The organism is Agromyces sp. Marseille-Q5079 (assembly GCF_051016555.1).
Lineage (GTDB): Bacteria > Actinomycetota > Actinomycetes > Actinomycetales > Microbacteriaceae > Agromyces.
In genome coordinates, this window is sequence record NZ_JBPEJF010000005.1 from 86156 (window position 1) to 101406 (window position 15251).

Genomic DNA, 15251 nt, shown 5'->3' on the forward strand with positions numbered 1-15251 from the left:
CCGATCAGGGGTGTGACGACGGTGGCTGATGCGGCCATGCTAGGTCCGCCGCGACGGATGCCACAGCGCCCCCGTGTACACCCAGCATCCGTTTCTTCGACGCCATGTACAACGCCATCGCCCACCCGACCGGTGCGGTCGGATGGGCGATGGCGTGCGGGTCCGAGCTCAGCGCTTCGCGAGCTCCCGCCGGTCCCGGAGGTCCTGGGCGGCGACGGCGCGGGTGTCGGGCGCATCCGGGACCACCGGGGGGATCGACGGGGTCGCCCCGACGCCGAGGATCGGGCGGCGGCGCCGGGTGCGCCCGATCGCCCGGAGCGACACGGCCCACTGCAGGCCGTAGCCGATCACGAAGACGAGCAGGGTGAAGATCAGCGCCATCGCCGCCCCTTGGTCGGGTGCGTAGAGCTGCGCCGAACGCGGGCTGATCATCGCGTACATGTACACCGACAGCGGCCGGGACTCGGGCGTCGCGAGGAACGCGGGCAGCGTGAACTCGTTGGTGCCGAGGATGAACATCTGGATCCACACCGCGAAGACCGTCGGCATCAGCAGCGGGACCACGATGCGCCGGAACCCCTCGAGCGGGCTGGCGCCGCTCACGAGGGCCGCCTCCTCCAGTTCCTTGCGGATCTGCAGCGTCGCGCTGTAGCCGGAGCGGTACGCGATCGACACGCGATACGAGTAGGCGATCACGAGTGCCGCGATCGTGCCGGCCAACGGGATCACGGGGTTGATCACCATGAAGGTCAGGAACATCGCGAATCCGGCGATGACCGCCGGGATCGCGACCGACGACGAGGCGAACAGGTCCATGCTCTTCGTCCAGCCGGTGCGCCGGGCGCGGGCGATGCCGTACGCGAGCACCGTCGCCGCGACGCACGCGATGGTCGCACTGCCGCCGGCGATGACCAGGGTGCGGCCGAGCGAGGCCCAGAACTCGGGGTCGGAGAGCACGGCCCCGAACGCGCCGAACTGCGTCTGCTCGGCGAGGGCCGTGAACGAGAACGCGATCGGGTACGGCGTGATGGAGGCCCAGAACAGCGCAAACAGCGGGAGGATCGCGGTGAGCAGCACGAAGACGAAGACCGCGATCATCACCGGGACGCGCCAGGCGCCGAGCTTCATGACCGTCGGCCGGAAGCCCTTGCCCGAGATCGACGCCCGACGCTCCGCGTTCCGCGTCGCACGGAGGTAGATCACGAACGCGATCGTCGTGATCACGAGGAACACGCACCCCCAGGCCGCGGCGAGGCCGTACTGGGGCAGCTGCCCCGCGCCCGCGCTGACGAGCGTCCAGAGCTTCAGCGCGAAGATCGACTTGCCCGACTCCTGGCCGAACAGCAGGGGCACCTCGAGGCTGCCGAGCCCGAGGATGAAGGTCAGCACCGCCACGCCCAGCAGGCCCGGCCAGAGCATGGGGAGCGTGACGCGGCGAAGGGTCTTCGGCCACGAGGCCCCCGAGACCCTGGCCGACTCCTCGAGCGAGCCGTCCATGCTGGTGAGGATCGGCACGATCATGAGGTACGGGAAGGTCACGTTCGTGAGCGCCTGGATCACGGTCATCGTGAGGAACGAGTACGGATCGATCACGAGGTCGCCGGGCAGCAGGCGCAGCAACTGGTTCAGCACGCCCGACTCGGGCGAGAGCATGAGCAGGTAGGCCTGCGCCTTGACGATCGGCGGGATGATGAACGGCACCACGATCAGCACCGAGATGACCCGCCGGAGCGGGGCGTCGGTGCGCACGGTCACCCACGCCAGCCCGAAGGCCATCAGGAGCGAGAGCACGGTCGACCCGCCCACGAACGCGGCCGTCGACCCGAGCACGTCCCAGAAGTCCTCGCGAAGGCTCCAGAGCGTGACGAAGTTCTCCGTCGACCACTTCGCGGACGAGACGCCGAACGGCAGGAACGGACCACGGAACGCCGTGATCACCTGTACGACCAGCGGGATCGCGAGGAGGAGGGAGATCACCGTTCCGGCGATGATCGTCGCGATCTTCAGCGTGGTGGGCCGCGTGCGCTCGGCCTTCGTGGTCCGTCCTGCCTGAGACACGTGCTATCCGTTCAGTGCCGCGTCGGCGGCGTTGATCATGGCGATCCACTCGTCGCGGGTGTCCACCGTCTCCGTGATCGATCCGCCCTGCAGGCCCGCCAGCAGCGCGTCGGCGTTGGTCTTCATGAGGCCGGTCGCCGAGTCGAAGAGCGAGGTGGGCAGGCCCGGGTAGGGCACCTGCGTGGTGGAGAACCGCTCGTCGGTCATGCGCAGCTCGAGCCAGTCGGGGTCGTAGGCGTTCCAGAGCGACCAGAGCATGGCGCCGGCCTGGTTCTTCGCATCGACGTTGACGCCGGAGAACTGGGCGAACACGCCGGAGTCCTCGTACGGCGACACCGAGAGGCTCGGGTTCGGGTTGAAGAGCGTCTGGCCGAGGGCGATCGGCACGTCGCCGCTCGACAGCGGCGAGTCCTGGTCCTCCAGCACCTGCAGGTTGCCCGAGGACTTCAGCTCGCCGATGAGGTCGACCATCGCGTCCTCGCCCTGGTCCATGCCGTAGCCGGCGAAGACGTTGGCGTTGTAGCTCGCCACCGAGACCTGGCCCTCGTACTTCGGGTCGAGGAGGCCGTCGAGCGTCGGCGGCGCCTCGGCCTTGTCGGTGTTGACCTGCATGAGGGAGCCGTTGACGCTGTCGGGCAGCATCTCGGGCGCCCCGATCGTGAAGAACTCGGCGGGCACGCCGAACTCCGTCCAGTCGACGTCGGCCCAGTAGCCCTCGTCGGTCATGGCGGCCGCCGAGACCAGCGAGCCCGAGATGACGTCGGTGTTGCGGGACCCGGTCGCCTTGGCCGAGATGATGGCCGACGACAGGTTGTAGGTGAGGCCGCGAGTCTCGATCTTCAGGTCGGGGTAGCGCGAGTTGAACTCGGCGATCACGTCGGGCGAGAGCTCGTACCAGTCCCAGATCACGAGCCGGCCGTCGTCGGTCTCCTTGGCCGTCTCGTAGAGGGCGTCCATCTGCTTCGAGATCTCGGGCCAGAAGTCGTCGTAGAAGTTCTCGCAGCGGGTGACCGCGCCGACCTCGACGGCGTCGCAGGCCGCGGCGTCGGCGGCGTCGCCGACCGGTTCGATCGCGCCCTGCGACGCGGCCGGCGAACTGCAGGAGCTGAGCAGCAGCAACCCTGCTGCGGCGAGGGCGATGGTTCCTATCCGTGCGGTACGTACGTGCATGATCGGGAGTTCCTCTCTGACGTGGATCCATTGGGTGGGGCGGGGTCGGGCTCGGGGTGGTGCGTTCGCCGGGGCGGGTTCGGGCGGTTCGGTCGGTTCTGCGGTTCGGGCGGGGTTCGGGTGCGCCCGTGCGCCGGGGCGGGTCGGCTACGTCGCGAGCACCCGGCAGGCGTGCGGCGCGAGCTCGATGACCACGTCGCTGCCGGTGGTCGGCGAGCTGGGCGGCGCCCCGCGGACGACGATGCTGCCGACCACGGTCTGCCCCGAGAGGATCTCGGCCTCGTACTCGACGATCTCGCCGAGGAACTCGACGCGCACGACGCGGGCGGGCAGCAGGTTCGGCCGGTCGGGGGCGACCTCGTGCCACCGCACGCTCTCTGGGCGGAAGGTGACGGTGACGTCGGCACCGGTGCCGACGCCGTCGGGGCACGGGGTGACGAGCCGGGTGCCGAACGCCTCGACGAGCGCGTCGCCGTCGGCGTCGCGGCCGCGGACGACGGCGGGGATCATGTTCACGCGCCCCACGAAGTCGGCGACGAACCGGTCGGCCGGCTGGTAGTAGAGATCCCTCGGCGCCGCCTCCTGCACGATGCGGCCCTGGTTCATGACGGCCACGCGATCGGACATCGACAGGGCCTCGGACTGGTCGTGCGTCACGTAGAGCGCGGTGATGCCGAGGCGCTGCTGGAGGCTGCGCAGCTCGTTGCGCATGGTGTCGCGGAGCTTCGCGTCGAGGTTGCTGAGCGGCTCGTCGAGCAGCAGCAGTCGGGGGCGGTGCGCCAGCGCCCGGGCGAGCGCGAGTCGTTGCTGCTGGCCGCCCGAGAGCGCCGTGGCGGGTCGGTGCGCGTACGCGTCGAGCTGCACGAGCTCGAGCGCCTCCATCGCGCGCTTCCTCGCCTCCTTCTTCGGCAGTTTCCCGGCCGAGACCTGGAGCGGGAAGATCGCGTTCGCGAACACCGACATGTGCGGCCAGATCGCGTAGTTCTGGAACACCATGCCCACATCGCGCTTGTCGGGCGGAACGTGCTGCGAACCCGTGGAGAGCACCTTGTCGTCGAGCGAGATCACGCCGCCGTTGCTGTTCTCGAGGCCCGCGACGCACCGGAGCGTGGTGGTCTTGCCGCACCCCGACGGGCCGAGGAGCGAGGTGAACGTGCCGGGCTCGATGGTGAAGGTGACACCCTTGACGACCGGCACCTCCGCTCCGTCGAGGAGGTACTGCTTCTCGAGGCCGTCGACGACGAGCCGGCCGCCGCCGCTTGCGTGGGTCATGTCCCTGCTCAACTTTCCGTGACGAGTTCTGTATTCTGGATCCGGTTCTACGGGGCGGAGGCCCCGACCGGGCGCGTCGACGACCATCAGCGCTCGGCGGCCGACGTCGTCATCGATCCGGCGGCGGATGCCCCGGACGCGGGCTTCTCGCCCCAGCCGACGGTGACCTTCGGCTTCGCGAAGAACGCCACCACGACCGCGCAGGCCGCGAACCCCGCCACGGCGAGCCAGAGCGACTGCGCCATCGCTGCGGAGAAGCCGGCGGCGACCTCGGCCGGCAGTGCCGCGCCGGCGCCCGGTCGGGCGTCCGCGGCGTCGAGACCCGGCAGTTGCACGGCGAGGGCGTAGCCCATGAGCGCCGCGATCGCCGCCGAGCCGAGCACCGACCCGACCTGGCGGGTCATCGTGTAGACGCCGGATCCGGCGCCGGCGAGGGCCGACGGGAGGTTCCTCGTCGCCGTCGACGCGAGCGGGGCGAAGACCCCCGAGATGCCGACCCCGAGCAGCGCGGACGGCAGGAGCAGCAGCCAGTACGCGACATCCGGCCCGAGGAGCACGGCATAGCCGGCGAGCGCGAGCGCCGACGTCGAGAGCCCGGCGAGCGCGACCCACTTCGGATCGACCCGGTCGCTGAACCGCCCGACGAGCGGCGAGAGCACGCCCGACACGACGGCCATCGGCACGAACATGAGCGCGGCCTGCGTCGGGGTCAGCCCCCGCGCCACCTGGAAGTAGTACGCGAGCGGCAGCGGCATGGCCGTGAGCGCGAGGCCGACGAGCGAGATCGCGACGGTCGAGAGGGCGAAGTTGCGGTCGCGGAACAGCACGAGCGGCAGCAGCGGCTCGGCACGGTTGAACGCCTGCCAGACCACGAACCCGGCCAGCACGACGAGGCCGGTGATGATGACGCCCCACACCGTGACGGGGCCGACGATCGTGCCCCAGTCGTAGGTCGCGCCCTCCTGGATGCCGAACACCACGAGGAACATGCCGACCGCGCTCAGCGCGACGCCGAGCCAGTCGAAGCGGTGCCCGTGGGTCTCGAGGTCGGGCACGAGCCGCCACGCCGCGACGAACGCGACGACGCCGACCGGCACGTTCACGAAGAACACCCACTCCCAGCCGAGCGAGTCGACGAGCACTCCGCCGAGGATCGGGCCGACGAGCGTCGCGACCCCCGCGACCGAGCCCCACAGTCCCATCGCCGCACCGCGCTGCTGCGGCGGGAACACGCGGGCGATCACGGCCATCGTCTGCGGCGTCATGAGCGCGGCGCCGAGGCCCTGCACCGCACGCGCGGCGATGAGCGTCTCGATGTCGCCCGACAGTCCGCACCAGAGCGACGCGAACGTGAAGACCACGAGCCCGACCAGGTAGACGCGCTTGGGGCCGAACCGGTCGCCGAGCCGGCCCGTGATGAGCAGCGGCACCGCATAGGCGAGCAGGTACGCGCTCGTCACCCAGATCACCGACGTGAGGTCGGTGTCGAGGTCGGCGAGGATCGCCGGGTTCGCGATCGACACGATCGTCGTGTCGACGAGGATCATGAAGAACCCGATGACGAGCGCCCAGAGGGCTGGCCACGGCCTGGATGTCTGGTTCATGGTCGACTTCCGCAGGGGGTCTCGGCTCGGCCCGGTCAGTCGCCGACCGACGGCGCAGACGGCAGCCCGACGACGGGCTCGCCGAGCAGCGGCGTCGAGACGGCGTAGATGCCGTGGTTCGCGAACAGCCAGATCAGGTTGCGATCCCACTCGACGAAGATGCCGTGCACGGGCGCCGCGAGGTCGTCGTCGTCCTTGAGGCCCATCGGCGGCACGAAGTACGCGCCGACCTTCGGGTCCTCGGGGTCGCGCACGTCGAAGATCTGGAGCCCGGCCGCGTAGAAGGCGTACGGGATGACGCCGCCGTGCGGCGTGCCGGTGTTCGTGAAGTAGCCCGAGCGCTTGGGCCCGAACGACCCGCGTCGCTGCGCCCAGTCCGTGAACGGCGCCTCGGCCGGCGGCATCGGCCGCGGCATGGTGCGGACGAACCTCGGCTGCGTCGGGTCGCTCACGTCGATCTGGTAGATCTCCTTGGCCGGCTCGTAGCAGTCGGTGTTCATCGGGTAGCCCGAGACGTAGACGTAGCCCGTCTCCTCCACCTGGGTGGTGTCGACGTTGTCGCCCTCGGTGCCCGCCACGCTCACGGGCAGGTCGCACCATCCGACGTGGTGGATGTTCGCGGGGTCCGAGACGTCGAGCACGAAGAAGCCCTGTCCGCCCTGCGCCGCGTAGCCGTACTGCCACCCGGACTCGACCGAGCGCGGCATGAAGATGCCCATGCGCGACCCGAACCACGAGGTCTTGTTGTTCCACCGCTCGTTGCCGGCGAGGTACTCGGAGTCGGCCTCCTCGCCGACGCGCGTGCCGGGCACCCACCAGGTCGAGAGGTGCACAGGGTTCGCCGGGTCGGACACGTCGTACGCGGCATGGCCCGCGGCCCAGAGCGTGGTCTTGTACGGCTGGTTCGTGAAGGTGTTGTCGGGCGCGGTCGCCACGAAGAGGTACTTGTCGCCGTAGTAGACGGGCAGGTCGAGCACGCCGTTGCCCTCCTGCACCTCGTCGGGCCCGTGGTTCGGGTCGGTCGAGACCTCGGTGAGCAGGGTCCAGTCGCGCGGGGTCGGACCGTTCACCTCGAACACGCGGAAGCCGCGCAGCCCCTCCCACTCGAGGAGCTGGCCCTCGACGGTGTCGTCGGTCCACTTGTTCGCGACGCGTCCGTTGAGGAAGTACCGCGGCGTCTCGTTCGCCTGGATCGCGATGTGCTTGCCGAGCTGCTCGTTCCACTGGATCGTCACCGCGCCGAAGCTCGGGCCGCTCCACGGCAGGGTCTCCTCGTCGACGATCACGAGCGCCCGCGGGTCGGTGATGTCGTAGACGTTCCAGCGGTTGCCGCCGCCGTAGTGCAGCATGTAGCGCCGGTCGTCCCAGTCGTAGATCGACTGCCACGAGTGGCTCGTGTTCACGACGATCGGGTAGAACGCCTCGGATGTCGCGTTCAGGCTGTAGGTCGCGGCGTCGCGGTACGGGAGCTGTCCGGGCCAATCGACGAAGACGTCGCGCGGCACCGAGGGCGTGGAGGCCGGCGGGAGGAAGGTGCCGTCGGGCTGCATGCCCCAGCTCGCGGGGTCGGGATCGCCCGGCTCGCCCTCGACGCGCTCGAAGTCGTCGGGGTTGTACTTCTTCGCGTCGGGCACGTACGGAGAGCCGGCCATGTCGCCTCCAGGTTGGGCAGTCGTTCGGATGTCGTGACGCGGGGGCGTCGTTCATCCCAGCGTCGCGAGGTCGACCGATGCTGTCCAATGACTTTCCGGCTCTGAGCCATGACCGTCAGGGCATATCAACCGTGCGGGAACGGCTCCGATTGCGCGTACTCGCGCTCGAGCTCGGCGAGACGGGCTCCCTCTTCGCGGAGGTGCCCGAGGAGGGCCGCCGCGGCCGCCGACGGCGCCCGGTCCTTCGGCATGGTGACCCCGACCGAGCGACGGATCGAGCTCAGCGGGGTGGGCAGGATGCGCAGCTCCCGGTCGTCGACCGCGATGAACATGGGCAGCGCGGCGATGACGTCGGTCGACACGAGGAGGTTGCGCAGGGTGAGCATCGACGTGCACTCCACCCGGTCGGCGGGCAGCGGAAGCCCCTCGTGGAAGAAGACGGCCTCGAGCTCGGCGCGGAGCGCGGTCTGGGCGACCGGGAAGATCCACGGGTACGCGATCAACTCGCCGAGCGACGTGCGGGCGAGGTCGTGCACGGGGTGCCCCGCCCTGGCCACGAGGCGGATGGGCTCCTGATGCAGGCGCTCCTGCTCGAGGCGCACCGGCACCGTCGACGAGAGCCGGCCGACCGTGAGGTCGAGGTCGCCTGCGAGCAGCAGCTGCTGGAGCATGTCGGGCGTGCCCTCGCGCACGACGACGGTCAACCGCGGATGCTCGGCCTTGAGCCCCGCGATGGCCCGTGGCAGCAGCAGGTTCGATCCGGCGAGGTGCGTGCCGACGGTCACGGTGCCGAGCTGGCCCGACTGCAGCAGGCGCACCTCCTCGCCGGCGATGCGCAGCTCGGCGAGCACGGACCGGGCCCGCTCGATGAACGCGTGGCCGTACTGGGTCGGGGTGACCCCTCGCGGCAGTCGCTCGAAGAGCGGGACGCCGAGCAGGTCCTCGACCTCGCGCAGTCCGCGCGTGACGACGGGCTGGGTGATGTGCAGCGATTCCGCGGCACGGACGAGCGTGCCCTCGTCCGCGATCGCGGTGACGAGGACGAGATGCCGGATCTTCAGCCGGCCGTCGAGGAGTCGGTCAGTGCCCACGATTCGGAACTATAGCCGTGGGGGCATGGCAACACCACAAGAGAGTATTTGTCGGCATCACCCCGAGTTCCTAGCCTGAACCACATGACCTCACAGACGACGTCGCTGCCGCTGACGGCCTCGAACCCGGCCCCGCAGGCGACGCGCCAACTGCGCAACTTCATCGGCGGCGAGCACGTCGACGGCGTGCGCACCTTCGACAAGCTGAACCCGGTCGACGGCTCCCTCATCGCCGAGGTCCACGAGTCGGGCCGGCACGAGGTCGACCGGGCCGTCGCCGCCGCCCGCGCCGCACTCGACGGCCCGTGGGGGCGCATGACCACCGGCGAGCGCGCGACCATCTTGCGGCGCATCGCCGACACGATCGAGCGCCGCTTCGACGACCTCGTCGCCGCCGAGGTCGGCGACACCGGCAAGCCAGAGACCCTCGCCCGCGACCTCGACGTCGCCAGGGCCGCCGCGAACTTCCGTGCCTTCGCCGATGTCGTCTCGGCCGCCGGACTCGACTCCTTCCTCACCGAACTGCCCGACGGACGGCGCGCCCTGAACTACGCGGTTCGCAAGCCGCTCGGGGTCGTCGCGGTGATCGTGCCCTGGAACCTCCCCCTCCTGCTGCTCACGTGGAAGCTCGCGCCGGCGCTGGCCGGCGGCAACACGGTGGTCGTCAAGCCCTCGGAGGAGACGCCGTCCTCGGCGACGCTGCTCGCCGAGATCCTCCTCGAGGCGGGGCTGCCGGCTGGGGTCGTGAACGTCGTGCACGGGTTCGGCGAAGACTCCGCGGGCGAGTTCCTCACGACGCATCCGGGCATCGACGGCGTGACCTTCACCGGGGAGTCCTCGACGGGCTCGGCGATCATGCGCGCGGTCGCCCCGCGGGTGCGTCCGGTGTCGTTCGAGCTCGGCGGCAAGAACGCCGCCGTCGTCTTCGCCGACGCCGATCTCGACACCGCGATCGCCGGGCTCGCGCGCTCCACCTACCTGAACACCGGGCAGGTGTGCCTCTGCACCGAGCGCATCTACGTCGAGCGGGCGATCTTCGACGACGTCGCCGCGGGCCTCGCCGAGCAGGCCGCGCGCCTCCGCCTCGGCCGCCCCGAGGACCCGGCGACCACCACCGGTCCGCTGATCTCGCAGGCCCACCGGGCGAAGGTGCTCTCCTACCTCGACCTCGCGCAGCAGGAGGGCGCCACGCTCCTCGCCGGCGGCGGCATCCCCTCACTCGGCCCCGGCCTCGACGGCGGCTCCTGGATCGAGCCCACCCTCTGGACGGGGCTCGACAACTCGCACCGCACCGTGCGCGAGGAGGTGTTCGGCCCGGTCGCCGCGCTCATCCCGTTCGACACCGAGGAGGAGGCGATCGCGCTCGCGAACGACACCGACTACGGCCTCGCCGCCGTCACCTGGACGCGCGACCTCAGCCGCGGGCACCGGGTCGCGCAGCGGATGCGGGTCGGCATGTCGTGGGTGAACACCTGGTACCTGCGCGACCTCCGCAGCCCCTTCGGCGGCGTCGGCCTCTCGGGCATCGGCCGCGAGGGCGGCCACCACTCGCTCGAGTTCTACACCGAGCCCACGAACGTGTGCGTGCAGCTGTGAGCGGGCAGACCTCGCCGGCGTGGCCGGGCGAATGGCCCGAGGCGGATGCCGCGACCGGCGCTTCCACGTCGACGACGACCGCCGCGCTGGCCGCCGACGAACGGCTCCGGATCGCCGCCCGGTCGCGCACCGCCTGCGCACCCGTGCGCGACCTCATCGGCGACCTCGACCAGGACGAGGCGTACGCCGTGCAGACGCTCGGCATCGACCGGCGCCTCGCCGAGGGGCGGCGCGTCATCGGCCGCAAAATCGGCCTCACCTCGCCGGCCGTGCAGTCGCAGTTCGGCGTCTTCACGCCCGACTACGGCGTACTGCTCGACGACATGATGGCGGCCGACCGCGAGCCGATCGAGCTCGCCCGCTTCCTCCAGCCGCGCGTCGAGGCCGAGGTCGCGTTCGTACTCGGCCGCGACCTCGAGTCCCCCACGACGCACGTGGCCGACGTGCTCCGCGCGACCGAGTTCGTGCTCCCCGCGATCGAGATCGTCGACTCGCGCATCGCCGGATGGGACATCCGCATCGCCGACACCATCGCCGACAACGCCTCGAGCGGCGCCGTCGTGCTCGGCACCACGCCGCGATCGCTCGACGGGCTCGACCTCGCCGCCGTCGGCATGAGCCTCGACCACGCCGACGAGATCGTCTCGAGCGGGTCGGGCGCCGCGTGCCTCGGCAGCCCGGTCATCGCGGTGGCCTGGCTCGCCCGGGCGGTCGCCCGCCACGGCCGACCCTTGCGTGCGGGCGAGGTGATCCTCTCCGGAGCACTCGGTCCCATGGTCGACGTGACCGGGCCGGGCGTGTACCGCGCCCGCCTCGACGGCCTCGGCGAGGTCCGCGCCGACTTCATCGATTCCCGCACGGAAGGAGCCGTCGCATGAGCGCGGGCGTCGCCATCATCGGCTCGGGCAACATCGGCACCGACCTGCTGATCAAGGTCAAGCGACTCTCGAGCACCCTCCGCGTCGTCGCGATGGTCGGCATCGACGAGCAGTCCGACGGACTCGCCCGTGCTCGCCGCCTCGGGGTCGCGACCACCCACGAGGGGGTCGACGGCCTCCTGCGCATGCCCGAGTTCGCCGACGTCGAGCTCGTGTTCGACGCGACCTCCGCCGGCGCCCACGCGCGCAACGACGCCCTGGTCCGCGATCGCGGGCGCATCATGGTCGACCTCACGCCCGCCGCGATCGGACCCTACGTCGTGCCGGTGGTGAACCTCGAGGAGCACCTCGGGGCCACGAACGTCAACATGGTCACGTGCGGCGGCCAGGCCACCGTGCCGATGGTCGCGGCGGTCTCCCGCGTGGCATCCGTCGCCTATGCCGAGATCGTCGCCTCGATCGCCTCGAAGTCGGCGGGCCCCGGCACGCGGGCGAACATCGACGAGTTCACCGAGACGACCTCGCGGGCCATCGAGCGCATCGGCGGCGCCGAGCGCGGCAAGGCGATCATCGTGCTGAACCCGGCCGACCCGCCGCTCATCATGCGCGACACGGTCTACTGCCTCGTCGAGGGCGAGGTCGACGAAGACGCCGTGCGCGCCTCGGTCGACGCCATGGTCGCCGAGGTCCAGGGGTACGTCGGCGGCTACCGCCTGAAGCAGCGCGTGCAGTTCGACGCCGTCGACGAGGCCTACGTGCCCGCCCTCGACCGGCCGTTCCACGGCACGCGGGTCACCGTGCTCCTCGAGGTCGCGGGCGCCGGCCACTACCTCCCCGAGTACGCCGGCAACCTCGACATCATGACCAGTGCGGCCCTGCGCACCGCCGAGCGCCTCGTCGCCGAGCGGCTCGCGAGCCGATCGCCCGCGGGCGAGCCGGATGCGGGCGATCTGGATACCGCCGTACACGCCGCAGACCGGACGGGAGCCACCGCATGACCCCGACGACGCAGTCCCCCTCACCGGCCAAGTCCCCATCGGCGCCCGCGACGGCGGCCGCCCCGCCCCGCGTCTACGTGCAGGACGTCACCCTCCGCGACGGCATGCACGCCATCGGTCACCAGTACACGGTCGAACAGGTGCGCGAGATCGCGGCGGCGCTCGACGCGGCGGGCGTCGACGCCGTCGAGGTCGCGCACGGCGACGGCCTCGGCGGCTCGAGCGTGGCCTACGGCCAGGGCGCGAGCACCGACGAACGGTGGATCGAGGCCGCGGCCGAGGTGCTGCAGCACGCGAAGCTGACCACGCTGATCCTGCCCGGCATCGGCACGATCGACCACCTCGCGCGGGCCCGCGACCTCGGCGTGCGGAGCGTGCGCGTCGCGACCCACTGCACCGAGGCCGACGTCGCCGCCCAGCACATCGGCTGGGCGCGCGACCACGGCATGGACGTCTCGGGCTTCCTCATGATGAGCCACCTCAACGACCCTCGCAGCCTCGCCGAGCAGGCCCGGCTCATGGAGTCGTACGGCGCGCAGTGCGTCTACGTCACCGACTCGGGCGGACGCCTGACCATGCGCGACGTCGCCGAGCGCGTCGACGCGTACCGCGAGGTGCTCGACGCCGACACCCAGATCGGCATCCACGCGCACGAGAACCTCTCGCTGAGCGTCGCGAACAGCATCACCGCGGTCGAGCACGGCGTGTTCCGCGTCGACGCCTCGCTCGCCGGCCAGGGCGCCGGGGCGGGCAACACCCCGATCGAGGCGTTCATCGCCGTCGCGAACCTGCTCGGCTGGGAGCACGGCTGCGACCTCTTCGCCCTGCAGGATGCCGCGGAGGAGCTCATCCGTCCGCTGCAGCGTCGCCCCGTGCGCGTGGACCGCGAGACCCTCACGCTCGGCTACGCCGGCGTGTACTCGAGCTTCCTGCTGCACGCCGAGCGCGCCGCGGACCGCCACGGGCTCGACGCCCGCGACATCCTCATCGAACTGGGTCGGCGCCGCATGGTGGGCGGCCAGGAGGACATGATCGTCGACGTGGCCCTCGACCTCGTCGCCGCGCGCGAGGCAGCCTCTCACGGCACCCACGGCGCCGCCGACGTCTCGATCGAGGGGGCCGCATGAGCGCCGTCGCGGCCGCGCACCCCGCACGCACAGGGGCGGATGTCGCGGCCCTCGCCGAGCTCCTCGACGAGGCGCAGCGCACAGCGACGCCCGTCGAGCAGCTCTCGGCCGGCGCGCCGCTCGCCCTCGCCGACGCCTACGCCGTACAGCACGCGCTCGTCGCACGCCGCATCGCCCGGGGCGACCGCGTCGCGGGCCTGAAGCTCGGCTTCACCAGCCGGGCGAAGGCCAGGCAGATGGGCGTCGACGACGTCATCCTCGGCACGCTCACCGAGGCGATGCGCGTCGAGGACGGCGGATGCTTCGACCCGGCGTCGTGCATCCACCCGCGCGTCGAACCGGAGGTCGCCTACCTGCTGGGCGCGGACGTCGACCCGGATGGCGGCGCGCATCCGTCGTCCATCGTCGCCGTCGCACCCGCGCTCGAGATCATCGACTCCAGGTACCGCGACTTCCGGTTCGACCTCGGCGACGTCGTCGCCGACGACACGTCCGCGGCCGCCTTCGCGATCGGCCCGTGGATCCGGCCCTCCGATGCCGTCGGCCTCGCCAACCGCGCCGTGCAGCTCGAGATCGACGGCCGCCTCGTGCAAACGGGGTCGACGGCCGCCATCCTCGGCGATCCGGCGCGCGCCCTCGCCGCGGCGGGTCGCCTGGCGAACGCGCACGGATTCACCCTGCGGGCGGGCACCGTGCTGCTCGCCGGCGCGGCGACCGTCGCCGTGCCCCTCCCCCGCCACGGCGTCGTCGAGGCGGGCATCCACGGCCTCGGCCGGGTGTCCGTGCGGCTCGGCGCGGACGCGCCGGAGGGCGACCGATGAGCGCGACGGGCGGCGTCACGGTCGCCGGCAAGGCCACCCCTCGCGGGCGATTCCCGCACGCGAAGGTCTCGGGCGACCTCGTCTTCGTGTCGGGCACGTCGAGCCGGCGCCCCGACAACTCGATCGCAGGCGCCGAGGTCGACGAGTTCGGCACCACGAGGCTCGACGTCGCGGTGCAGACGCGCGCCGTGCTCGAGAACATCCGCGAGGTGCTGGCGGCGTGCGGCTGCACGCTCGACGACCTCCTGCAGGCGACGACCTACCTCGTCGACATGAACGACTTCGGCGCCTACAACGCCGTCTGGGCGGAGACGTTCGACGAGACCGGCCCGGCGCGCACCACCGTCGCGGTGCACGCCCTGCCGCACCCGCACCTGCGCATCGAGATCCAAGCGATCGCGAGGCGCCGCGAACCGAACAGCACCACCGGCACCACCGCACTCAAGGAGGAATCATGACCACCATCCCACCCGTGATCGACTTCCCGGCCTGGATCCGCGAGCACGAGCACCTGCTGAAGCCGCCGGTCAACAACAAGGCGGCCTGGGAGCCGATGGGCGACTTCATCGTGCAGGTCGTCGGCGGCCCGAACCAGCGCACCGACTTCCACTTCGACCCGTACGAGGAGTGGTTCTACCAGTACCGCGGCAACATGCACGTCAACATCCAGACCGAGGACGGACCGCAGCGCATCGACATCCGCGAGGGCGAGATGTGGCTGCTCCCCGGCAACGTGTACCACTCCCCCCAGCGCCCCGAGGCCGGCTCGATCGGCATCGTCATCGAGCGCATCCGCGAGGAGGGCACGCTCGAGAAGTTCGCCTGGTTCTGCCCGAACTGCAACGAGAAGGTGCACGAGGTCGAACTGCAGGTCCGCGACATCGTCGAGGACCTCCCCCCGGTGTTCCGCGAGTTCTACGAGAGCGAAGAGGGCCGCACCTGCCCGAAGTGCGGCGCAGTCCACCCCGGCAAGGGCTGAACCGG

The 15251-nt window shown here is 71.1% G+C and carries 13 protein-coding genes; 7 read left to right on the forward strand and 6 right to left on the reverse strand.

The features are described from left to right. Positions 1 to 168 precede the first annotated feature (168 nt). The 6 genes from ACR3IO_RS13065 to ACR3IO_RS13090 form a co-directional block, all read right to left on the reverse strand. Entirely contained in the window at positions 169 to 2058 is a 1890-nt protein-coding gene (locus tag ACR3IO_RS13065) for an ABC transporter permease (protein ID WP_434071647.1), read from the reverse strand. A 3-nt stretch (positions 2059 to 2061) separates the two neighbouring features. Then, positions 2062 to 3228: a hypothetical protein gene (locus ACR3IO_RS13070; RefSeq protein WP_434071648.1), complete on the reverse strand. Its 1167-nt coding sequence runs from the start codon at positions 3226 to 3228 to the stop codon at positions 2062 to 2064. A 147-nt stretch (positions 3229 to 3375) separates the two neighbouring features. Continuing rightward, positions 3376 to 4500, reverse strand: a complete 1125-nt coding sequence (locus ACR3IO_RS13075; protein ID WP_434071649.1) for an ABC transporter ATP-binding protein — start codon at positions 4498 to 4500, stop codon at positions 3376 to 3378. A gap of 86 nt (positions 4501 to 4586) precedes the next feature. Continuing rightward, positions 4587 to 6104 carry a DHA2 family efflux MFS transporter permease subunit gene (locus ACR3IO_RS13080; protein ID WP_434071650.1) on the reverse strand — a complete coding sequence of 506 codons (1518 nt, stop codon included), beginning with the start codon at positions 6102 to 6104 and terminating at the stop codon, positions 4587 to 4589. A gap of 35 nt (positions 6105 to 6139) precedes the next feature. Next, complete coding sequence (locus ACR3IO_RS13085; RefSeq protein WP_434071651.1) at positions 6140 to 7756, reverse strand: LVIVD repeat-containing protein; 1617 nt, start codon at positions 7754 to 7756, stop codon at positions 6140 to 6142. A gap of 125 nt (positions 7757 to 7881) precedes the next feature. After that, positions 7882 to 8847 (reverse strand): LysR substrate-binding domain-containing protein, encoded by a 966-nt coding sequence (locus ACR3IO_RS13090; protein ID WP_434071652.1) that lies wholly within the window; start codon positions 8845 to 8847, stop codon positions 7882 to 7884. Positions 8848 to 8931: 84 nt separating this feature from the next. Between ACR3IO_RS13090 and ACR3IO_RS13095 the strand changes: the two genes are divergently transcribed. From ACR3IO_RS13095 to ACR3IO_RS13125, 7 genes are read left to right on the forward strand one after another with little or no spacing between them, the layout of a single operon-like run. Next, the gene (locus ACR3IO_RS13095; protein WP_434071653.1) at positions 8932 to 10443 is read left to right on the forward strand and encodes a 2-hydroxymuconic semialdehyde dehydrogenase; all 1512 of its coding nucleotides are present in this window, start codon (positions 8932 to 8934) and stop codon (positions 10441 to 10443) included. After that, on the forward strand, positions 10440 to 11321 hold the full coding sequence (locus ACR3IO_RS13100) for a 2-keto-4-pentenoate hydratase (protein ID WP_434071654.1): 882 nt from the start codon (positions 10440 to 10442) through the stop codon (positions 11319 to 11321). Before ACR3IO_RS13095 ends, ACR3IO_RS13100 begins: the two co-directional genes overlap by 4 nt. Further along, positions 11318 to 12319 carry an acetaldehyde dehydrogenase (acetylating) gene (locus ACR3IO_RS13105; protein ID WP_434071655.1) on the forward strand — a complete coding sequence of 334 codons (1002 nt, stop codon included), beginning with the start codon at positions 11318 to 11320 and terminating at the stop codon, positions 12317 to 12319. The genes ACR3IO_RS13100 and ACR3IO_RS13105 overlap by 4 nt, the downstream gene beginning before the upstream one ends. Further along, positions 12316 to 13446: a 4-hydroxy-2-oxovalerate aldolase gene (dmpG, locus tag ACR3IO_RS13110; protein ID WP_434071656.1), complete on the forward strand. Its 1131-nt coding sequence runs from the start codon at positions 12316 to 12318 to the stop codon at positions 13444 to 13446. The genes ACR3IO_RS13105 and dmpG overlap by 4 nt, the downstream gene beginning before the upstream one ends. Continuing rightward, a complete protein-coding gene (locus ACR3IO_RS13115) occupies positions 13443 to 14267 on the forward strand; it encodes a 2-keto-4-pentenoate hydratase (RefSeq protein WP_434071657.1) in 825 nt (274 codons plus the stop codon). The genes dmpG and ACR3IO_RS13115 overlap by 4 nt, the downstream gene beginning before the upstream one ends. After that, entirely contained in the window at positions 14264 to 14725 is a 462-nt protein-coding gene (locus ACR3IO_RS13120; RefSeq protein WP_434071658.1) for a RidA family protein, read from the forward strand. Before ACR3IO_RS13115 ends, ACR3IO_RS13120 begins: the two co-directional genes overlap by 4 nt. Beyond that, on the forward strand, positions 14722 to 15246 hold the full coding sequence (locus ACR3IO_RS13125) for a 3-hydroxyanthranilate 3,4-dioxygenase (RefSeq protein WP_434071659.1): 525 nt from the start codon (positions 14722 to 14724) through the stop codon (positions 15244 to 15246). The genes ACR3IO_RS13120 and ACR3IO_RS13125 overlap by 4 nt, the downstream gene beginning before the upstream one ends. Positions 15247 to 15251: the final 5 nt, after the last annotated feature.